Source organism: Thermaerobacillus caldiproteolyticus (assembly GCF_015326725.1).
Taxonomy (GTDB): Bacteria; Bacillota; Bacilli; order Bacillales; family Anoxybacillaceae; genus Thermaerobacillus; species Thermaerobacillus caldiproteolyticus.
Window position 1 is genome coordinate 3627788 of the sequence record NZ_CP064060.1, and the last position, 19072, is coordinate 3646859.

Sequence of the window (19072 nt, forward strand, 5' to 3'; positions counted from 1 at the left end):
AAATACATTCATAGATAAATGTTGGTCATGATTTCTTTAATAGTCTTAGTATTATTTCACGATCGCCTTCTGGGTTTATGGATTCTGAATGTTTATTGTTCTATAAAATGGGGATGCATCCCCATTTTATAGGTTAAATTTATGAACCACTTCTCGCAATTCTTCTGCCATCGTTGCAAGCATTTTTGCTGAAGAAGTAATTTCCTCCATTGAGGCCAGCTGCTCTTCTGTAGAAGCAGCAACTTCTTCAGATGTAGCTGCATTTTCTCTTGCAATCGCCGTAAGCTCATGCGCTGTCGATGTTACTTCTTGTACTCCTGCAGAAATTTGTTGAGCGGTTGCAGAAATTTCTTCTATTTGTGGCGCAATATCTTTCATATTTTGAACGATTTGTGCAAACTTCTCAGCTGTTTCTTTTGATGTTTCAAGACCACTTTCTACGTTTTTCGAAACTTCCGACATAGATTTTACAGAGTTTTCTGTGTCATATTGGATTTTTGTAATTAAGTCGGCTATTTGTTTTGCTGATGTTTGCGATTGTTCAGCAAGTTTTCGTACTTCATCAGCTACGACTGCAAAGCCTTTTCCGTGTTCTCCCGCTCTTGCTGCTTCAATTGCTGCATTTAAAGCAAGAAGGTTTGTTTGATCGGCAATTCCACTAATCACATCAAGAATTTTGCTAATCTCTTTTGAACGTTCATATAAAGACTTAACTATTTTGTCAGATTCGATAACCGCTGTGTAGATTGAATTCATTTGCTCAACTGTACGTACAACAGAATTTCCGCCATCTTCAGCTTGTTGAGTAGTGTGTTTTGCGAGCTCTGTAACCTGATTAGAACTATCGGCAACCCGGATAATTCCTTGTGCAATTTCTTCTAACGAAGTAACATTTCGCTCAATTTGATTCGTTTGCGATTCAGCTCCGCTTGCCACTTGCTGAATCGCAGAAGAGACTTGTTCCGTTGCTGCTGTTGTCTGATCTGCGCTTGCTGTTAATTCCTCTGAAGATGCAGCTACTTGTTCCGCTGTATTTCTTACTTCACCAACGATATTTCGCAAGTTTGAAATCATTTCATTCATTGATTGAGTTAATTGACCAATCTCATCGTTTGATTTTGTTTCAAGCAGTTTTGCTGATAAATCTCCTTCTGCTACCATTTTCATACGTTCTACTACCTGGGAAAGCGGTTTTACAATCATGTTGGAAAGGACAATGGAAATCGCCAAGCTGAGAATAATAGCAATAATAGTGAGGGTTACTATAAAGGTATGTCCGTTTTCTGTTCCATTCGCAGTTAACTGATTAAGTTCTTTTAAACCCAAAATTGACACGATGGTAAACAATAAAATAACAACGAAAAATCCACTAATAATCTTTAACCGAAGGCTTTTCATCATTCATCCTCCACTCCTAGGTTTTCTTTCAGCTCTTTTAGCTGCTCTAAATAAATGAGTTCATCATTGCCTAACAATTTTTCTACATCTAATAGGATTAAAATTTGATTTTCTAATTTTGCTATTCCATATAAAAAATCGATTTTTTTGTTTTGGGTAATAGTAGGCGTAGGTTGAATTTGTTCTCCGGCGATATCCATTACTTCATTTGCGGCATCGACAATAAGCCCTACATCTATCTCCTTGATTGTTACTACTACTAATCTCGTTTGATCAGTATACGAATTCGATTCTATTGAAAGGCGTTGGCGTAAATCGATTACAGGAATCACATTTCCACGCAGATTCATAATCCCTTTGACATAGGGGGGAGTATGAGGAAGGACTGTGATACTTTGCAATCGCTCAATAGAACGAACTTGGTGAATATCAATTCCAAATTGTTCGTTATGTAGCTTGATAACGACACATTTTATGTTCTGCTCCATCATCACAACTCCTTTCTAAATTGTAATTACTTAAACTAAAAAACTGTCCTCTAACATCTAAAGAGGACAGTTGATTAGACAATGATAAGAGCCTTCTTAAAAAATCATAATAATTCTTCATAAGAAGGGCAACTGGCTGGCATGTCTATTGAAAGTAGATTTAGCCCCTTTAGCTTTGCGTCGTACCCTTTCGAGTAGTTTGCCGATCAATATTAAATTGTTTGTATAAATTTGTAGAAATTTGTCTAATAATACTGCAATAAGATATTAGCAAAGTTTATAGTAAAAATGATATAGCCAAATAGAGCTATTTTTTGATATATATTGACAAAATAAAAAAACAAATAGTATTGTTGGACTATTAAACAAAAATATTCAGGATATAAGCTGTGTTTCTTTAGCGTAAAAACGGATGAGATAAAGCCTCTTGGTGCCCAAGAGGCTTTTGCTGTGTGTGCTCTTTTTAATAACGTGGTTATGTAAAGAAACTAACGAGATCTGTATAAGATCTCGTTTTTGTTTTGAGATTCTTCACTTTTTACAGATGTCATACAGAAAATGAGGTCTGGTGCAAATATAATGACATCTTGAAAACAAGATCTCACTTCTAAGATTTTATTAATGTATTTTTTGCAAGAGAACTACAACTGTTTTCTGCTGAGGCGACTGCATTTCCAAAGGGCCTAATGGTTGCGCCACGAGGGGTACCTAGCTTACAAGAAGATGTAAGTCCTAGAAACATCCTAATGATACCAATTGTCATGCTAGAGAGATCACTTGTAAAGGCTGTATCCTCGTTGAAGGTTAATACGTGCATATGACGGTGGGATACAATATATAAGACTGATAATGCAGTTGTTCTTTGCTGATTGTAATAATAGACCTAAATAGGTTTGATTCGGACTCATGAGAACAAGTGCTAGAGATAATCCCGCAGCCATAAGGATCGCAACAGACACTTCTGAATATGTTCGATAGGCATTCCTCATATATTCAATGACAAGTGCACCAACAATGATGACAAGAATAGTGACCATATTTATTAAGCCAAGCGCACCTCCACTAGGGAAATGTGAGATAGTGTATCAGCCATTAAGGACTGCCGCCGGGAGTTATAACGGCAATGAATCCATCAGCCCAAAATGCTCGTTGCATGAACCCAAAGTGAAGCATCTCCATTGGGTGTTCTCCTTTCATGCGACAGGGAGCATTGCATTGGTTAGGAAGTGGTGCTTTTCTTGTTGAAGTAATAGGCAGTAGAGTCGAAGGAGGATAATCTTTAAAGAACGAGAAATGTTAATGGTAAAAAATAGTTGTCGGTGGTGGAATCAATGAAAATAAGAGATATTTTTAGTGATTTACCAACACTTGAAACAGAGAGACTTATCCTTCATAAATTTACTTTAGATGATGCACAGGATATGTTTGATTATGCTTCTAAACCAGAAGTATCAAGATTTGTACCTTGGGAGGCGCATCGCTCCGTTGAAGACTCATATAATTTTATAAACTATATCCTAAAGCAATATGAAGTGGGAAAGTTAGCTCCTTGGGCAATAGCGTTAAAGGAGAATAATAAAGTAATTGGTACAATTGATTTTGTTGATTGGTCTCCAAGTCATTATCGTGCTGAGATTGGATTTATACTATCGAAGGATTATTGGGGAAAAGGTCTGATTGTTGAGACTGGAAAAAAGTAATTCAATTCGGTTTTAATAGAATGGAACTAAACAAAATTGAAGCTCCTTGTATGGTTGAAAATGTTCGTTCTCAAAGGGTTTTACAAAAGTTAGGGATGAAGTTGGAAGGAATATTACGGGAAAAATATTTTATAAAAGGAAAGTTTCGTGATATGGCTGTTTATTCAATTCTCAAAAATGAGTATAAAAATAAATGAATGCATATCTTCGTCGGGATCGCGATGTCCCATTTGACAGCCAGCCGAGCCGGGCGAGATTCGTGGATGGTGAAGGTGAAACAGAAAATCTCAGGGATGTTTTGCCAAGAAAATGTATGTCTTCTGTCGGATCGGAAGCATCATCTCGATGCTGCGAAACAGGAAAAAAGGGGATATTAGAAAATCGCTCAGTAAATGATGACTATTCTTAACAGGGGGTTTTCGCATTGAAAACGCCCTGTTTTTGTTGCATTTTTGTAGGCTGGCTTGGCAGTAATGGGATGAGTAGCTATCTTTCAGAATCTGCTTTGTTAAAATTTAATGTTGATTTATTAGTAAATATAGGTATAATTGGCTTGAAATGAAACTTTTTAACATTTAAATTGTAAAACTGGGATTAAAGGGAGGTGTTTTTGATGAGAAGGTTTATTTTATTTGCGATTAGTTCTATACTTCTATTTTCAATGTTCCAAGTTTTATCAGGATGGATTTTAACATTAATGTATACCCCTAATATGTCAGATGCTTGGAATAAAAATGCTGATTTACCGCAAGAAGTTGTGTTCGGTGGAAGTGATTTTATGCCTACGCTTTTAGTCGCTATTATTTCCGCTACAATAGCATTTTTTATGTCAAAAAGGGGTGTTAAAAATACCTAGTTTTTCTTCTTCAATTACTGGTGTAACCGATGAGAGAAATTAGTTCTTGCGGTCTTTTGGTGAATGATCTCATAAGATTTCCATAGAAACTTTTATTATTTTAAATAATAAAGACTGTAAAGAACCTGTTTTTCTAACTAGGCTGTACATCATTCGTTTCATTGTTTTCAACTGGTTAATTTGTCCTTTTAGTACATCATTGCTGTGCAGAAGAAGAAAAGCATGTTTGATAGCCTGCAAATTATTATGCAAGCGTAAATGGCTGTTTTGCATCAGAAAGATGATGACACTGTAAAAAAATTGTAGTCTTCTTGACGAACTGTTTGCGATAATCTTGAACTATTTCATAGATTGGTCGAACGTTTTAGACATCGCTTCAGATCGATGGTCTCTTTCTCGGAAGTTGATGACGCGGGAGTGCATATCCAATAAACGAGTAGTTTCCGTGAAACCCAGTACGCCAAAATAGGCACATGGTTTCGTTTTCGATTTCTTCGAATAATTTGCACTGCCTGCCGTTTGCACAGTATCTATATAGTCTTCTTTGCTGATGAGAAAAACAATGCCATTGCTCGGTCTAATCCATGATTCGTTGAAGAAATGATTGAATCGGTGTTTTTTTCGGCGTTGACCAATCGATGGTGTAGTCGTTAGTACGAACGAACCAATAAGAAGGATTGTGAATTTGGAATGTATGAGGAAAATAATGAAATAAATGGAATTAAAAGGCTAAGTGACGATTGCTAACAATTGATGTTGCTTAGTCACTTTTTTGTTTTTAAAAGGAAATTGATAGGATAAATGGAGTGAATAATTCATATATTATCTAGTCATAAAGAACGAGAAAAAGGAAAGAGTGGGTAATTTTCTTTTCAAATGTTCGTAAAACGTGCTATTATGACTAATGGTCATATATTCCTAATATTCAGAAGTATGGTTGTAAAAATAAAAAATGGGGTGAGTTGAGTACAATTGAGCGCGAGGGAATTGTTACAGAATGTTCAGGAAGCGTATGCATCTTTGATCGGGTTGCCACTCATCATGATAGATTCTGCTTATACGTCGTTGACGTCGGTGTCTAATGCAGATGAATTTAGTGAATTAATCATGTTTTCGGAGAGTAAAGATTTGCAGAAGATGCTAGCAGAACAATGGGAAGATTATTTGCAATTAACAAGCCCAACGGTAATCGATTTAGTGTTTCCAGGGGCCAAAGGGATTATTACTCCTGTCATTGTTGAAGAACAGGTCTATTGTTTTATTTTGGCTGGTCCTTTTATCATAACTGGGAGCCATCTTGAAACGAGAAGAGGAGCCGGAGATAAAGAACGCTGGAACCGTTCCATTATGTCAGCTAGTAAATGCTCTTTATTAGATATACAAGCTAGAGTGAGAGTTCTAGAGAAAATGTCTCATGTTTGTGCCCGCCTTGTTGAAGGGGAAAAACGAAATAAGCGTTATCTTCACTGCTTACGTTCTCTACATGAAGCTGTGGGGTATTATGAGAAGCAGCAAACGTTACATATAACGTCATATCTCCGTATTTTTTGTCAATTTCATCCGTACATTCATTTTGCAGCCTATGCCAAAAGAATCGATGAAAAACGTTTTGTTATTGAAGACGTTACTACAGAACAAAGTGACAAAAAATGGTTGGGGACTATATATACAACTGATCATCCGATTATGAAATATCTTGTAGAACGACGTGAGCCTCTTTATTTAGAAAATGTATCGGCGAAGTTTGAATTTGCGGATTGGATGAATAAAGAGAATGAGTTAAAAACGTTATTTATTTATCCACTTACACAAAATGATTCCATTTCTGGGGCAATTTTTGTTGGAAGTAAAGCGAAAGCCCGGTTTGGTCAAGAAATCAAAGAGTCGGGGCATTTACTTGCGAAATTATTTGAGATGTTTTTATCCTATCAATATAATCAATGTAATCGGAACGAAAAACGTTATTTATCTGCCCTTGAGTCGTTAAACGACATGTGCAAGGTTATGAACATGATGAACAATGTGGATGAAATTTTACATATGGCTGCGCATTTAGCTCTTGAATTTGCTCAAAGCGATTTTTCAGCCATTTTTCTCAATCATCCTAATGAGCGAAAGGTAATTACCGATACAGCTAATTCTTCCTATCGACAGTTTCATCACTACTATGATACGGTTTGGTCTCGTTATTTTCAGCAACAACAAGATTTTTCTTCTGCCTCACCGAATGTTTATAAAACGGGATTTGGTATAATGATGGAATTTCCATTTTACATTCATAAACATATTCAAGGGGTATTGGCTGTACATGTTATACAGACGAAACCATTAAAAGAAATAGAGGCGTATCTTTCGCTGTTAACAACGATGCTCACCTTCATTTTACAACGAGTAATGCAGCCAGAGGAACGGGGGCTATCGATTCAAAAGTCGTTTTTCTCAGAACTGTTAACTTCAAGGGAGATGGATGTATTAAAATATATTGTACAAGGTTATAGCAACCGTGAGATTGCTGAGAAACTGTATATTAGTGTGCACACCGTTAAAAACCATATTACAAATATTTTTCAAAAATTAGGAGTTACTGATCGCTCGCAAGTCATTGCAATGGTTTATCAACTGAATTATGGGGAATATGAATGGAAGTAAATATAACGCAGGAGAGGAATATAGGAAAGAGAAAGTATAGTAGCTAGTCGGGGAAGGAATGGTTGAAAGATGAGGGCATACCGGATCGAGTGGAGTGCTATAATTGAAGATCGAACCGTGTTAGATGGAAGAAGTCTGGTATATGCCGATTCGCCAGAACAGGCTATCGATCAGCTAATCGTACAAAAGACAAAAGAATATCGCTTGAAATCGGAGTGGCTGCGCATTCAAACAGTTATGGAACTCCCCTATTTGCAGACAGATGAAATAAAAAGCGGAGGTGCTGAGAGCAGCTCTTGAAGCACTAAGAGCCAAGCATAAAGCAGCCTCCGCAAATGGGGAGACTGCTTTTTCATCCTTATTGATTGTCGCGTGCTTTGTTTTGACGAATTCCTGCAGCTGCTGCGCGAGCTTCTGCTTCTAAATCTTCATGATCCGCCAACTCACGAGAATATTCGACATCTAGACCATCTGATTTCAATTGTTTCGGAACTTGTGGAAGAGACGATTTGTTTTTATCACGAGATTTTTGTCCTCGAGATCGGCCCATAACCAATGCCCCCTAAACACGGTAGTGTGAATCATTCCGATTCATCATTTAGGATGGCTTGAAAACATAAAAGTATACATGGCATGTTTGTTTAATGACGTGCTTTTTTTGCGGTATAGCCGCCTGCTTGGTCCGCTAACTTAAAATCACGAGTGTATGTGATCTCTTGTGCACTGGTTAAGGTGCTTTTTGTTTTGTCGCGTTTTCGTTTGTCTGCCATGAGCGTACTCCCTCACTTTATGAAAAATTGGTTTGTTTATATAATTAACCATTTATTATCATTTTATGCACCAATTCTGTTTATGAAAAATAAAAAGAAAAGGGAGCACTCAATGCTTATGATTGAGAGTCCCTTATCTTTATGCTTCTTTCCATTTCTGTTCTTCTTCAATGGTAGAAGGGCATCGCATCATATAAAGTGTATAGTTATCTTTGGAAATCTCATACAAGTTGTAAATGTCTTCACCTTGATTTATTTGCTCTAATAAGCTTTTTCTTGTTTCATTGGCCAATGTCACATAAGGTAATTTTTCCGCCGCTTTTATCGAGCGAACGTTGACTTTACGAATGCGCAAAAAAATGGTTTGAATGGATCGTTCATAAAATAGCTCGTTGAAGAAGGCGTCTTTTGCGCGTTGGTTATATCCTTTTCCATGATATGGCTTTCCGAGCCACGTGCCTAAAAAACCAGCCCCGTCTTGTATATCAAATAAGCTAATCGTACCGATCGGATTGCCCCACTCGTCTAAAATGGTTCGTGAAATCAGCTCTCCGCGTTCTTCCGCTTCAATCGTTTTTTTAGTCATAAATAAAAACTCTTCATAAGAACGGGCTTTTTGGCGCACGAAAGGGAAGACCTCTGGGTGCACCATCAGTTCGTAGAGCGCATGACAATCTTGAAGCTCACGTTTTTTCAACATGTTCTTTCCCTCCTATCACGAGGGCAGTTCGCACGTGGGAAAACCACCCTCGAAATTTTTTAATATATTTCAATCAAAAAATTTCGGGGTGGGAATCGAACCCACTAGAACCAGCATCATCTTGCTGGTGGCGCACCATTTGCCTTCCCTTTTATGACTGTCTATATCCAGTTGTGAACGAATAAATTCCGTATGGTATAAAGGTCTTCTTCATCATACACGATTATTTGAAAAAAAGAAATAGGTTTTTTGTTAATTTTTTTTGTATATTATTTCTCCATTTACCATTGTTAAAATTGGTTTTGCGAGATAATGGAATGGATGGAAATTCCATAAGACGATGTCTGCATCTTTTCCGACCTCTAGGCTGCCAATGCGGTCGTCCACTCCTAAATTGCGAGCGGGGAGAATCGTAATTCCTTCCAGCGCTTTTTGCTCATCTAAGCCTTCGCGAACAGCAATGGAAGCGCAAATGTTTAAATATTGAATCGGGGTATACGGATGATCGGTTGTAATCGATACTTCAACTCCTGCCTCAGAGAGAATGCGATATGTCGTCCAGCTTTTATTGGTAAGTTCAACTTTCGAGCGTCTTGTTAACGTTGGGCCGACAGAGACTTTTAATGGTTTTCCTTTTAATTCATCAGCGACAAAATGGCCTTCCGTACAATGTTCAATCCGTAAATCTAAATTGAATTCTTCCGCGAATCGCACCGCGGAGATAATATCATCAGCGCGATGAGCGTGAATGCGGACCGGAATTTCCCGTTTTAACGCTTGAATAATAGGGGCTACGCGCAATTCTTCGGGATGGTCACAATATTTGGCTTTATAAAAAGCTTCGCGTAACATACCCATAATTCCCATGCGCGTAATCGATTCTTTATTGCCATTGCTATGAATGCGCTTTGGATTTTCACCGAGTGCGATTTTCAATCCGGCTGTTTTTTTAATCATCATTTTGGCGATGTTTTTCCCATACGTTTTAATGACTGATGTCGTACCGCCAATTACATTGGCGCTCCCCGGCATAATATGAACGGTCGTAATCCCATGAGCAATGGCATCACGAAAACCTGGATCAAATGGATAGACGCTATCTATTGCTCGAATATGCGGAGTCATTGTCTCAACCGTTTCATTGGCGTCATTTCCTGCCCAGCCAGTTCCTTCATCATATAAACCTAGGTGTGTATGAACATCGATAAAGCCGGGAAATAAGTACATTTTGTTGCAATCAATAATTTCGGTTTCTGAATCGGCGGGGAGCCTGTATCCTATTTGCTTGATTTTCCTATTTTCTACAAGTAAATCAGCTTGTTTCATCGGTTTTGAGGTAATCGGATAAATAGTTGCTTGCTTAAATAATATTTTTTTCATGGTTAACTCCCTTGCTATACAATTAAAATCGTGTTGTTATTGTAGTATGTCCCGGAGAGCCTCTTCAAGAACAGGAAAAGAAAAAGTAAAGCCAGCTTCATTGAGTTTTTTTGGCAATACTTGTTGCCCTTCAAGAATAAGCATGCTCATTTCTCCAAGTAAGGCCTGAAGAATAGGGTGCGGTATAGGAAGCCAATGTGGGCGATGAAGCATTCGTGCGATCATTTTTCCGAATTGTTCCATTCGTACTGGGGAAGGAGAGGTTATGTTCACCGGGCCAAAAAGATCACTGTTATTTAAAATATATTCAAGAGCGCGCACAACGTCAGTAATATGGATCCAAGATAGCCACTGTTTTCCTGAACCAATGGTGCCGCCCACCCACCATCGATAAGGGGTGACGATCCGTGGCAAAGCACCTCCATTTTTACCAAGAATGATCCCGAATCGGGCGAAAGCGGTACGAATGCCGAAAGACTCTGCTATTTTCGCTTCCTCTTCCCATTTTTTCACCGTTTGGGCCAGAAAATCATTGCCGATATGAGGGCTTTCTTCGATAAATGTATCGTGTAATGATGTTCCGTAAATACCGATGGCACTGGCGTTGATGAACACACTCGGCGGGCTGGGTAAGCGAGTCAAGAGATCAATGATACTTCTTGTTGCCGATATTCGGCTGTTTATAATGCGTTCTTTTCGCTTTTTTGTCCATCTTCCGCTATTAATTGGTTCGCCAGCTAGATTAATGATGGCGTCAAGAATAGGAAGTTTCGTTTCTGGGCGGTCTTTTGGCGTGAGCCATTCGATATAGTGAATGTTTCGTGTTGTGGACGAACGGACTGTTCTTGTTAATATGTAAAGGTCGTGACCTTTGTTTTGGAGATAATGTGTCAATGCTTTGCCTACAAATCCTGTTCCTCCGGCAATTGCGATGTTCATGGACAACCCTCGCTTTTTAATCTCTTTTTTACATGTTTCGCTTTGTCTATACGTTATTCCTTTTCTTATATGTTACGATAAATAATGAGGTGTAATCGAAATGGCTATCATTACAAAAATCGCTGTTCAAAAAAAGAATCAAGAGCGTTTTATGGTTTACATTGAGAAGGAAAACGGAGAAGAGGTCGCGCTTAGTGTCGATCAAGATGTGCTTATTCAGTTTCGATTAAAAAAGGGAATGGAAATTGATGAATTAGATTTACAAGAAATCGTATATGCCGATGAGGTACAAAAAGCGTACCATACCGCCTTGTATTTTCTTTCATATCGAATGCGTTCGGAAAAAGAAATTATCGATTATTTAAAGAAAAAGGGCATTGCTGAAGCAGTTATTCGCGATGTATTACATAAGCTGCGAGAAAACCGCTATGTCAACGATCGTGAATTTGCTTACGCCTATGTTCGTACACAAAAGCAAACAACGACGAAAGGTCCCGTAGTGATTCGCAGTGAGCTTGAAAAATTCGGCATTGCGGAAGAATGGGTTGAAGAAAGCCTTCAATTATTCACATTTGAAGAACAGCTTGAGGTGGCGCGAAAGCTATACGAAAAAGCAAAAAAGCAGCAGAAAAAGCTGTCTTCACAGCAATGGAAGCAGCATGTTAGACAACTCCTGCATCGCAAAGGATTTTCACAAAATGTGATTGATCATATCATCGTGGCGTGCATTGAACGCCAAGACGATGAACAGGAGTGGGAAGCGCTTGAATATCATGGGAGAAAAGCGCATCGCCGTTACGAAAAGTACGACGGGTATGTATACGAACAAAAGATGAAACAAGCGCTTTATCGAAAAGGCTTCCCTCTTGACATGATTGAACGGTTTTTACAACTGTTAAAGGAGGAACAATCGTAATTAGGAAAGGATGATTTCGGGTTGCCCGTTTTCCAAGGCTATGATTTGTTTGGCGACTTCTTGCGCAGAACGAAGGCGGGAGCGGTCTTTGATATGGTCCGTTCCTTGCCAAAACGGAGTATCCATTCCGCCCATATATACCGCTGTGACAGAGATATTTGTTTGTTCGAGCTCTTTCACAAGGCTTTCGCTGAATCCGCGAATCGCAAATTTTGTTGCGACATAGACCGATTCGTTTATTTTTCCTCGTAAACCGGCTGTAGAAATAATGTTGATGACTTTTGCTTTTGGAAGCGTTTGAAAATACGGTAAAAATGCTTTTGTCATATAAATAGTGCCGTTTACGTTTGTTTGAATCATCTCATTGATTTGTTCATGAGTGAGTGATGAAAACGGTCCAAAATAACCGATTCCTGCGTTATTGACTAAGCATGTGACATGATGATCTTGAATGATGGAGTTGACTGTTCGATAGACTTCTTCGTAACAACGAATATCAAGCGGATACGCGAATGCTTCACCGCCCAAGCTTTCAATCTCTTGTTTCACCTCAATAAGCGGCTGTATTCGTCTTCCGGTTAGAATGATGCTGTATCCGTTTTGCGCATATTGTAGCGCTAATTCTTTGCCTAAGCCCGTACCGGCTCCTGTGATAACAATAGATTCCATATTCACATCTCCATTTCGTTATGTTGTCTTTTTTATCATATAATAAAAACAAGGGGGAATACAGGGTGAAACAGTGGCATGAACAAAAACGCTATAGTGAAATGACTGAACAAGAATTAAAACAAGAAATTGCAATATTAACGGAAAAGGCACGCAAAGCGGAACAAATGGGCATGGTGAACGAGTATGCGGTGTATGAACGAAAAATCGCGATGGCGAAGGCATATTTGTTAAATCCTGACGATTTCAAACCAGGCGATATATACGAAATTGACGGCGATCCCGGTTCATTTTTTAAAATTCGCTATTTAAACGGTGTATTTGCATGGGGATATCGGTTAAACGGGGAAGGGAAAGAAGAGGCACTGCCGATTTCACTTTTGCTTAAGCCGTAAGGAAACCAGAGAACGGAAATCGTCTCTGGTTTCAAAACGTTACGATTGTTTACGGGTTTGACGCTCAAGAATAATTAAATCGAGCGTTTGCTGTGTTTCCCCATTCACTTGCGAATGGGAATGTTTTGGGTTTGCCCATGGTTGCTGAAAAGGATTGGAGTATAGATTATCGTAAAATTTTTTACGAAAATGGTGACCCATAACGTGACACCTCTCAATCGAGATAAGTTTGAGCGTTAAAATTGATCGGCCCGCTTACCGGAAGCATGCATTCGCTCTTGTGGATGGGTATTGATCGTGCCGTTTGCTCGTTTCGAAGCATACTCTGCTTTGGCGCGCGGCTCGCCTTCTAACTTATTATTGTTTTGGTTGGGAAAGCTGCGTTCTTTATTCCGCATCGTTGCATTCCCTCCTTCGTATTCACTCGTGTTGATGACCAACACGTATTTTTATTATGGAACGTTTCTTTCGTCTTATGTGTTCAAATATTGGTACGTGAGGTGAAAAACAATGACAACCATGAACGATTACTTTGAACGGTTAACGAACTATTTATTGGAAAAAAATGATTCGCTTGCTTATGCACAAGCACGGACGTGGGTCGAATTGTTATGGGAAGATTTTGAAACGACCTATGCTCGTGCTGGATATTCATATAAAGGAAAAGAACTAACAGAAAGAGTGGTGCGTCAATGGATCGACCAATACGGCGCACGATTACATGAGTTTCAAACGACGAATCCGAAATACAAACATTTGCTTAACCAAGACGATTATTTGAAACATTAAAAGAGCGGCTGGTCAATGCCAATCGCTCCTTCGTTTGCGATATGGGGTTACGTGTCGTGTATGGAAGAACAAGTTAGTTTGGAATCAGCTCGAGTTTTTTGCGCAGCTTTCCTTCGCTAAAAATCCATCCTGTATATGAGCTGACAATATTGAGATCGCGGTCTAACTGAACAACAGCAATAAACGGATAGTAGCCTTTACTTCGATAACGTAAATCGGTAAATCGCACTTCGTAATGGTCGCTATATTCATGTACTTCCCAGCGGTAGACAGGTGAGAACGATAAAAAGGCCGATAAATTTTCGTCCTTTTTTGCTGCTTCAATGACTGGATTGTTCGGAATTGGACATTTTTCAAATTTATCTAATAGATGAATACGACCGTTTTTCGCACGCCCGACATAAAAATAATCTTTTGCTGTAATTGCTAAATGCCATTCACGAAAGCGAAATGTTGGTACTGTAATGATATGTTCGACTTCAGGGATTTTTTTGTGAATGGCTTGCTTAATATATGCTTGTTGACGAAATCGAACAACATAATATCCTGCGAGCACGATGTAAATCGTTAAAAATGTATAGCCGGGATGAGCGCCAAGAAACATGGTTCCGATTCCAACGAGATGAAGGGAAAAAATAATCGGATCAAACGTATTAATCATGCCAAAGGCGATCCACTTTTTTGTAAATGGACGTAACGCTTGCGTACCGTAAGCATTAAAAAGATCGACGAACACGTGAAAGGCAACGGCGATGAATGTCCATAGCCATAGCCGAAACATGCTGACTTCTGGATAAAAATAAAAAATGATTCCGGTAATCAAAAGAGACCATAACCATACAGCAGGAATGGAGTGAGTAATTCCACGATGGTTTTGAATATATGTTGCGTTGTTTTTTAGTTTTAGGATCGTATCTAAATCAGGTGCTTGTGAACCAGCTAAAGTGCCGATTAAGATCGCCTGCGCTAACATGGGATCGTGAGCAATAACAGGGTCTAATGTGGCGATACTGCCTAACGCGACTCCCATAACGATATGTGTTCCTGTATCCAATGACAAAAGACCTCCTTGTAATGGTTCTAGTTCATAGTATATCCATGTCTTTTTTCAACGATTGGACAATTGTAATGAAATCGTGGAATTTTTTATGGAATGGTACGTACGTAGGTGGTGAAAGGCTATCTCTTATGTATAAGGATATTTTCACTATTTGGTAGATGATTTGTTTTATCATGTATATCAAAGTGCAAAAAAAGTAAAAGCCTCTCTAATGATGGCAGTGATAGTTGATACCATTGTATCGTCAGTCTACCATAGAGCGTATTGATTGACCAGGATCTGCGTGTGAACGATGTGGGAGAAGTTTTCGTGGAAGCTTTTTATGTTATAGACACCTTTCTTGTAGGAGTCATCATCTCTCACAAGAAAGGTGTCTTTGATTTTTATTGTTGGAGAGGCATGTGGTTCCTGATTGGATTTATGACATTAGCTCCATCTTACATTCGACTATATGAAGTTTATACATTTTTATTCCCATTTTGGTGTATGCTACTGTTAAGCAAACTTCAGGGATTACACTTCTTTTAGGCCTTTTCCTATTCCTTTAAGCAGTGAGATGATAAATCGAATAGCTCGATTCACGTCGGGGTCGCGCAAAATACTAAGAAGTTCGAACAAAGTGATTTTTTTGCCGTTCGTTTGCAACTGTTCATATGCTTCTGTTATTCCTAAAGCCGTACTTTGCAAAAATTTCGTTGTTATGCCGGGATCGATTTTTGTTAATACACCAGATAATTCCATGAGATTGTTAACGAGCGTTGTGACTGGTTTTCGATTTGCTTGTTCAATAAGGATTTTCGCAATGTCCTCTTTTGCTTTCAACATGGCATAAATAGCTTCTAGAATTCCGCTTTCATGCAATTCTTGGAGAATGTTGAGTATCTCGCTGACAGCAGGTTCTTTTTCCGATAGAAGAGCTTTAAGCTCCTCTATCGTCTTTTCCCGCTTTTCTTTTTCTGTCATTTCTTGTTTACGAATGGTTGTAATCGGTTTGGCCATGTCATTGCACCTCCTGTACATCGTCTGTCAAATGAACATAGCCTGGACGCTTCCATTTTCGCTGAACTTCAACGCCTTTTCGCGGATTTCGCTTTTTAAAGCGCGGATTAGTGCGAGGAAGCGGTGTTGGTCCATCTACTTCTAACACATGCATGCGAACTTTTGCTTGTTTATAGGCCGGTGTATTTGTACGGTGATCCGTAGCTGGGCCTGTTAATAAATTAATTGCGCTTTCGTTTGTCGTTGAGTGCATTGGAAGATAGAGTTCGTTGTCTTTTACGCGATCAGTGACTAATACCCGTACTCTAATGCTTCCAAACGGGGATTCCAAACGGACGAGAGAGCCGTCTTTGATCCCTCTTTCTTTGGCGAGTTTCGGTGATACTTCCACGAAGACATCTGGAAGCTTGGATTGAATACCGGAAGATTTATTCGTTAGATTTCCTTCATGGAAATGTTCAAGTAAGCGTCCATTGTTGATATGAAGATCATACTCATCTGGGAATTCAGCTGGTTTTACCCAATCAGCTAACGCGAATCGCGCTTTCCCATCTGGGAAGTTGAAACGTTCTTTATAGAGAAGCGGTGTATGGGAGCCATCGAAGCTTCCCCAGCACAAACTGTTCCATCCCTCCAAGTTCTCATAATGAGCTTGAGAATAGAGAGGAGCTAGACTGGCAATTTCATCCATAATTTCTTTTGGACTTGCATAGTTCCAGTCCGCCCCCATTCGTTTAGCAATTTCTTGGATAATCCACCAATCTGGCTTCGAGTCTCCTAATGGCTCAAGGGCTTGATAAAAACGTTGGATACGACGTTCTGTGTTTGTGAATGTTCCTTCCTTCTCTAAACTTGGTGCTGCAGGTAAAACGACGTCAGCAAATTGGGCTGTTCTTGATAAGAAAATATCTTGTACGACTAAGAAATCTAATTGAGAAAGCAGTTTCTGAACATGGTTGGCATTTGAATCGACTAGTGCCATATCTTCCCCGATGATGTACATTCCTTTTAGTTTTCCTTGTTCAATGGCTTCAAGCATTTGGATGTTATCTAGACCTGGTTTGCCATCAATTTTTACACCGTATGTTTTTTCAAATTTTGCACGTGCAATGTCATCAGTGATATGCTGATATCCTGGGAGCCATGCCGGCAATGATCCCATATCGCAGGCGCCTTGTACATTATTATGTCCGCGAAGAGGGAATGCTCCTGCCCCCGGACGCCCGTAGTTTCCTGTGGCTAATAAAAGATTGGAAATTGCGGCGGATGTATCGCTGCCACCAGTATTTTGGGTTACTCCCATTCCCCAAAGTATGCATGTTCCATCTGCTTCATGGATCATCGTTGCAACGCGAATTAAATCTTCTTTAGCAATGCCTGTCATTTCTTCGGCATATTCTAACGTATATTTCTCCAATACTTGTTTAAATTCATCAAAGAAATGAACACGTTCACGGATGAATGCCTCATCATGCCAGCCTTGATCAATAATATATTTCGTCACGGCCATTAACCATACTTGGTCGGTACCTTGTTTTGGACTAATAAATAAGTCAGCTCGCTCAGCCATTTCATGTCTGCGAAGATCAGCGACAATTAATTTTTGACCATGTAGCTTATGAGCTCGTTTTACGCGAGTCGCCAAAACAGGGTGACCTTCACTCGGGTTTGCCCCGATAATGATGACAAGACCAGCGGATGCGATATCTTGAATTGTTCCTGAATCTCCGCCCATTCCTACTGTACGGAACAATCCATCCGTAGCGGGAGACTGACAATAGCGAGAACAGTTATCAACATTATTGGTTTCAAATACTTGACGAGCCAATTTTTGCATAAGGTAGTTTTCCTCATTGGTAATTTTTGAGGAAGAGATAAAACCAAGTGCGTCACCGCCGTACGTCTGTTTAATTTCACTCAATTTTCGTACGACAAGAGAGAGAGCTTCTTCCCATGTGGATTCTACAAATACATCACCTTGGCGAATTAACGGTTTGGTAATTCGTTCTTCACTATTTACAAAGTCCCAACCAAATTTCCCTTTTACGCAAGTAGAAATTGCATTGACTGGCGCTTCAGAAGTTGGTTGGATTTTTAAAATTTTACGACCTTTTGTCCATACTTCAAAAGAACAGCCGACTCCACAGAATGTACAGACCGTTTTTGTCTTTTTGATACGGGTTTCCCGCATCGCTGCTTCAATTTCAGAAATGGCGAAAATGCCGCTATAACCTGGTTCCACTTCTTTTACGAAATCAATCATTGGGTTTAACAGATCTTTGTCCAATCCTGTCATAAATCCGGCTTCGCCTAACATCGATTTTTCCATTAATGCATTACAAGGACATACAGTGACACATTGTCCACAGCTTACACAAGAGGATTCATTAATCGGTACCCCGTCATCCCAGATGACCCGTGGGCGTTCGGCTTCCCAATCGATTGATAACGTTTCGTTTACTTGTAAATTTTGGCATACTTCTACACATTGACCGCAGGCGATGCATTGATTTGGATCATAACGATAAAAAGGATGGGACATATCTACTTCAGACGGGTCTACCTTTGGCCGATATGGGTATTTTTGATGCTCAATCCCCATTAGCTCGGCGGTGTTATGCAATTTACAGTTTCCGTTATTGTTATCACAGACCGTACAATAAAGTAAATGGTTTTCAAGAATTCGATCCATCGCTTCCTTTTGTGCTGCCTTTGCTCGCTCAGATGATGATTGAATATTCATGCCATCTAGAGCAACAGTGGCACAGGCGCGTACTAATTTTCCATCTGCCTCAACAATACATGTGTCGCATGTTTGGATGGGATCAACTTCAGGAACATAACAGATTTGCGGATGTGGAATATGGTTAGCGTTCATCGCTTGCAAAATGGTCGTCCCAGCTTTCACTTTGTAATCGGTTCCATTAATCGTAATCGTAATTAATTGATCATCCACCAAGAAAACCCCCTTTAGAAAATAAAAAACTCCACCATGAAACAATCTGGTCATAGTACATTCGACAGATTGATCATGGTGGAGTAGCTCTTTAGCATGAATATAACTAAATCGCCAATCCGCCAATTGGTAATGAGGTAGAAACATAACAAGTTTCCTTATTATGTTTCCACTATTGTCATGTCTATTATATTACTATACTCTTTGTAACACAACCTATGTGTTTGAAAGGAAAAAAGATTTCATCAAAGCTTGAATTGTATTTGTTTGTTCGCGAAGAATTGGATTCAGTTGAATAATGTTCATGTCGTCTATACTTTTGGCTACATTGAGGTAGATAAAATCAAAGGCTGTTTTGGTGTACTTAATGGCATCCTGAAATGTTTCGATTTGTTACGGATTGTCTGT

Annotated in this window: 22 protein-coding genes and 1 riboswitch; of the genes, 8 read left to right on the top strand and 14 right to left on the bottom strand. The window is 39.3% G+C overall.

Features of this window, described 5'->3' with window-relative positions:
* Nucleotides 1-126: 126 nt before the first annotated feature.
* The 3 genes from ISX45_RS18270 to ISX45_RS19780 all read right to left on the bottom strand — a co-directional run bounded on the left by ISX45_RS18270 (nucleotide 127) and on the right by ISX45_RS19780 (nucleotide 2923).
* Nucleotides 127-1401 (bottom strand): methyl-accepting chemotaxis protein, encoded by a 1275-nt coding sequence (locus ISX45_RS18270; RefSeq protein WP_194519592.1) that lies wholly within the window; start codon nucleotides 1399-1401, stop codon nucleotides 127-129.
* Nucleotides 1398-1889 carry a chemotaxis protein CheW gene (locus ISX45_RS18275; protein ID WP_181557188.1) on the bottom strand — a complete coding sequence of 164 codons (492 nt, stop codon included), beginning with the start codon at nucleotides 1887-1889 and terminating at the stop codon, nucleotides 1398-1400. The genes ISX45_RS18270 and ISX45_RS18275 overlap by 4 nt, the downstream gene beginning before the upstream one ends.
* Nucleotides 1890-2010: 121 nt before the next feature.
* Nucleotides 2011-2100, bottom strand: a riboswitch (cyclic di-GMP riboswitch).
* Nucleotides 2101-2659: 559 nt separating this feature from the next.
* Complete coding sequence (locus ISX45_RS19780; RefSeq protein WP_228485588.1) at nucleotides 2660-2923, bottom strand: metal ABC transporter permease; 264 nt, start codon at nucleotides 2921-2923, stop codon at nucleotides 2660-2662.
* Nucleotides 2924-3217: 294 nt separating this feature from the next.
* Between ISX45_RS19780 and ISX45_RS18285 the strand changes: the two genes are divergently transcribed.
* The 5 genes from ISX45_RS18285 to ISX45_RS18300 all read left to right on the top strand — a co-directional run bounded on the left by ISX45_RS18285 (nucleotide 3218) and on the right by ISX45_RS18300 (nucleotide 7391).
* Nucleotides 3218-3586, top strand: a complete 369-nt coding sequence (locus tag ISX45_RS18285; RefSeq protein ID WP_323744647.1) for a GNAT family N-acetyltransferase — start codon at nucleotides 3218-3220, stop codon at nucleotides 3584-3586.
* A 20-nt stretch (nucleotides 3587-3606) separates the two neighbouring features.
* The gene (locus ISX45_RS20120; RefSeq protein ID WP_323744648.1) at nucleotides 3607-3783 is read left to right on the top strand and encodes a GNAT family N-acetyltransferase; all 177 of its coding nucleotides are present in this window, start codon (nucleotides 3607-3609) and stop codon (nucleotides 3781-3783) included.
* Nucleotides 3784-4199: 416 nt separating this feature from the next.
* Nucleotides 4200-4442 (top strand): hypothetical protein, encoded by a 243-nt coding sequence (locus ISX45_RS18290; RefSeq protein ID WP_194519593.1) that lies wholly within the window; start codon nucleotides 4200-4202, stop codon nucleotides 4440-4442.
* Between the two features lie 1137 nt (nucleotides 4443-5579).
* On the top strand, nucleotides 5580-7091 hold the full coding sequence (locus ISX45_RS20125; protein WP_323744680.1) for a response regulator transcription factor: 1512 nt from the start codon (nucleotides 5580-5582) through the stop codon (nucleotides 7089-7091).
* 69 nt (nucleotides 7092-7160) lie between these two features.
* Nucleotides 7161-7391 carry a hypothetical protein gene (locus tag ISX45_RS18300; protein WP_181557191.1) on the top strand — a complete coding sequence of 77 codons (231 nt, stop codon included), beginning with the start codon at nucleotides 7161-7163 and terminating at the stop codon, nucleotides 7389-7391.
* 58 nt (nucleotides 7392-7449) lie between these two features.
* Here the strand turns inward: ISX45_RS18300 and ISX45_RS18305 are convergent, their stop codons facing one another.
* From ISX45_RS18305 to ISX45_RS18325, 5 genes are all read right to left on the bottom strand, one after another.
* The gene (locus tag ISX45_RS18305; protein ID WP_181557192.1) at nucleotides 7450-7641 is read right to left on the bottom strand and encodes a YfhD family protein; all 192 of its coding nucleotides are present in this window, start codon (nucleotides 7639-7641) and stop codon (nucleotides 7450-7452) included.
* Nucleotides 7642-7732: 91 nt separating this feature from the next.
* Nucleotides 7733-7861, bottom strand: coding sequence for a YfhE family protein (locus ISX45_RS18310; RefSeq protein WP_194519594.1), 129 nt, complete (start codon nucleotides 7859-7861; stop codon nucleotides 7733-7735).
* 139 nt (nucleotides 7862-8000) lie between these two features.
* Nucleotides 8001-8561, bottom strand: a complete 561-nt coding sequence (locus tag ISX45_RS18315) for a GNAT family N-acetyltransferase (RefSeq protein WP_181557194.1) — start codon at nucleotides 8559-8561, stop codon at nucleotides 8001-8003.
* A gap of 252 nt (nucleotides 8562-8813) precedes the next feature.
* Entirely contained in the window at nucleotides 8814-9941 is a 1128-nt protein-coding gene (locus tag ISX45_RS18320) for an amidohydrolase (protein ID WP_194519595.1), read from the bottom strand.
* Between the two features lie 36 nt (nucleotides 9942-9977).
* Nucleotides 9978-10880: a TIGR01777 family oxidoreductase gene (locus ISX45_RS18325; protein ID WP_194519596.1), complete on the bottom strand. Its 903-nt coding sequence runs from the start codon at nucleotides 10878-10880 to the stop codon at nucleotides 9978-9980.
* 100 nt (nucleotides 10881-10980) lie between these two features.
* On the opposite strand from ISX45_RS18325, the gene recX reads away from it, so the two are divergent.
* A complete protein-coding gene (recX, locus tag ISX45_RS18330) occupies nucleotides 10981-11796 on the top strand; it encodes a recombination regulator RecX (RefSeq protein ID WP_194519597.1) in 816 nt (271 codons plus the stop codon).
* Here recX and ISX45_RS18335 read toward each other — a convergent pair whose 3' ends face one another.
* The gene (locus ISX45_RS18335) at nucleotides 11797-12465 is read right to left on the bottom strand and encodes an SDR family NAD(P)-dependent oxidoreductase (RefSeq protein WP_194519598.1); all 669 of its coding nucleotides are present in this window, start codon (nucleotides 12463-12465) and stop codon (nucleotides 11797-11799) included.
* Between the two features lie 20 nt (nucleotides 12466-12485).
* Between ISX45_RS18335 and ISX45_RS18340 the strand changes: the two genes are divergently transcribed.
* A complete protein-coding gene (locus ISX45_RS18340) occupies nucleotides 12486-12860 on the top strand; it encodes a YfhH family protein (protein WP_194519599.1) in 375 nt (124 codons plus the stop codon).
* A 39-nt stretch (nucleotides 12861-12899) separates the two neighbouring features.
* Here the strand turns inward: ISX45_RS18340 and ISX45_RS18345 are convergent, their stop codons facing one another.
* Together ISX45_RS18345 and ISX45_RS18350 are read right to left on the bottom strand one after the other, a co-directional pair.
* The gene (locus ISX45_RS18345) at nucleotides 12900-13061 is read right to left on the bottom strand and encodes a YpzG family protein (RefSeq protein WP_181557200.1); all 162 of its coding nucleotides are present in this window, start codon (nucleotides 13059-13061) and stop codon (nucleotides 12900-12902) included.
* A 35-nt stretch (nucleotides 13062-13096) separates the two neighbouring features.
* Nucleotides 13097-13258, bottom strand: a complete 162-nt coding sequence (locus tag ISX45_RS18350; protein WP_194519600.1) for a small, acid-soluble spore protein K — start codon at nucleotides 13256-13258, stop codon at nucleotides 13097-13099.
* Nucleotides 13259-13379: 121 nt separating this feature from the next.
* Between ISX45_RS18350 and ISX45_RS18355 the strand changes: the two genes are divergently transcribed.
* Nucleotides 13380-13649, top strand: coding sequence for a YfhJ family protein (locus tag ISX45_RS18355; RefSeq protein WP_181557237.1), 270 nt, complete (start codon nucleotides 13380-13382; stop codon nucleotides 13647-13649).
* A 73-nt stretch (nucleotides 13650-13722) separates the two neighbouring features.
* Here the strand turns inward: ISX45_RS18355 and ISX45_RS18360 are convergent, their stop codons facing one another.
* From ISX45_RS18360 to fdhF, 3 genes are all read right to left on the bottom strand, one after another.
* Nucleotides 13723-14703 carry a metal-dependent hydrolase gene (locus ISX45_RS18360; protein ID WP_181557202.1) on the bottom strand — a complete coding sequence of 327 codons (981 nt, stop codon included), beginning with the start codon at nucleotides 14701-14703 and terminating at the stop codon, nucleotides 13723-13725.
* A 519-nt stretch (nucleotides 14704-15222) separates the two neighbouring features.
* Nucleotides 15223-15708, bottom strand: coding sequence for a helical membrane plugin domain-containing protein (locus tag ISX45_RS18365; RefSeq protein WP_194519601.1), 486 nt, complete (start codon nucleotides 15706-15708; stop codon nucleotides 15223-15225).
* 1 nt (nucleotide 15709) lies between these two features.
* Entirely contained in the window at nucleotides 15710-18664 is a 2955-nt protein-coding gene (fdhF, locus tag ISX45_RS18370) for a formate dehydrogenase subunit alpha (RefSeq protein ID WP_194519602.1), read from the bottom strand.
* Between the last annotated feature and the right edge of the window lie 408 nt (nucleotides 18665-19072).